The organism is Vicingus serpentipes, from assembly GCF_007993035.1.
Lineage (GTDB): Bacteria > Bacteroidota > Bacteroidia > Flavobacteriales_E > Vicingaceae > Vicingus > Vicingus serpentipes.
This window is the reverse complement of record NZ_VOOS01000017.1, coordinates 1-1033: the sequence shown is the minus strand read 5'-3', so window position 1 is coordinate 1033 and position 1033 is coordinate 1. Positions and strand designations below refer to the sequence as shown.

Below are 1033 nucleotides of genomic sequence, written 5' to 3'. Positions count from 1 at the left end.
ACTCCAAGCGAAAGAGAAAGGAGCAGTACCACCATTAGGAGTAACGATTAATTCACCATCATTGCCACCGTTACAACTAACGTTTGTCTGGGCAATATCTAAAGATAAACCAGAAGCAGGCTGTGTAATTATTATCGAATCAGAAATAAAACAATTGTTTCCATCTTCAACAGTTAAATTATATGTTCCCGCTTGTATTCCAGTTAAAGCATCTGAAGATCCAAGCGCAGGAGTCCATGAATAATTGTAATTTGGTGTGCCACCTGTTACATTTGCTATAGCAGAACCGTCGTTTCCTTCATAGCAATTTACATTTGTACCAATAAGTGAAAGAAATAAAGGAGTTGGTTCTCCTATTGTTATGGAACTTGTTAATTGGCAGTTATTAATATCTGATATTACTACATTGTAAATTCCAGCTAATAGTGAATCAGAAATGTTACCTGTATCTAAATTTCCTGACCACAAATATGAGTAAGGTGTTGTTCCTCCGGAAACAAATGCTTCTATTGATCCATCACTTCCACCATTACAATTAACATCTGCACCTAAAAGTGCAGCTATCAATGAATCTGGCTCTTGTATTTCTGCAGTTGCGAAATCTTGGCAGCCATTATCATCTGTAACAGAAAATACATATATTCCAGCGGTTAAATTTGAGTCGATTAGATCTGTTGTACCTGTCGAAATCCAATCTATTGTTAATGGTGGAGTGCCACCATTTGCAATACCTGTAATACTACCATTATTTCCACCAAAGCAACTTACATTTGTTATTGTATCAATTAGAGCTGTAGGGCCAATTGCACTACTAACATTAACAATTGCACTATCATTACAACCATTATTATCTGTGACATAAAACGTATAGCTTCCAGAATTTAAACCAAGCATTGAAGTATCATTAACCATTCCTGGATTCCAAAAATAACTGTATCCTGGTGTTCCTCCACTTATCGATGCGTGAGCTTCTCCATTAGGCATACCACAAGTTGCAGTTACTGTTGATGTAGTTATTAGTATTTCACTTGGT

1 protein-coding gene is annotated in these 1033 nt (G+C 36.3%); it reads right to left on the bottom strand.

What is annotated here, in order from left to right; genetic code table 11:
- A partial coding sequence (locus FRY74_RS12760) for a SprB repeat-containing protein (RefSeq protein ID WP_189765274.1) occupies nt 1-1033 on the bottom strand: 1033 nt, incomplete at both ends.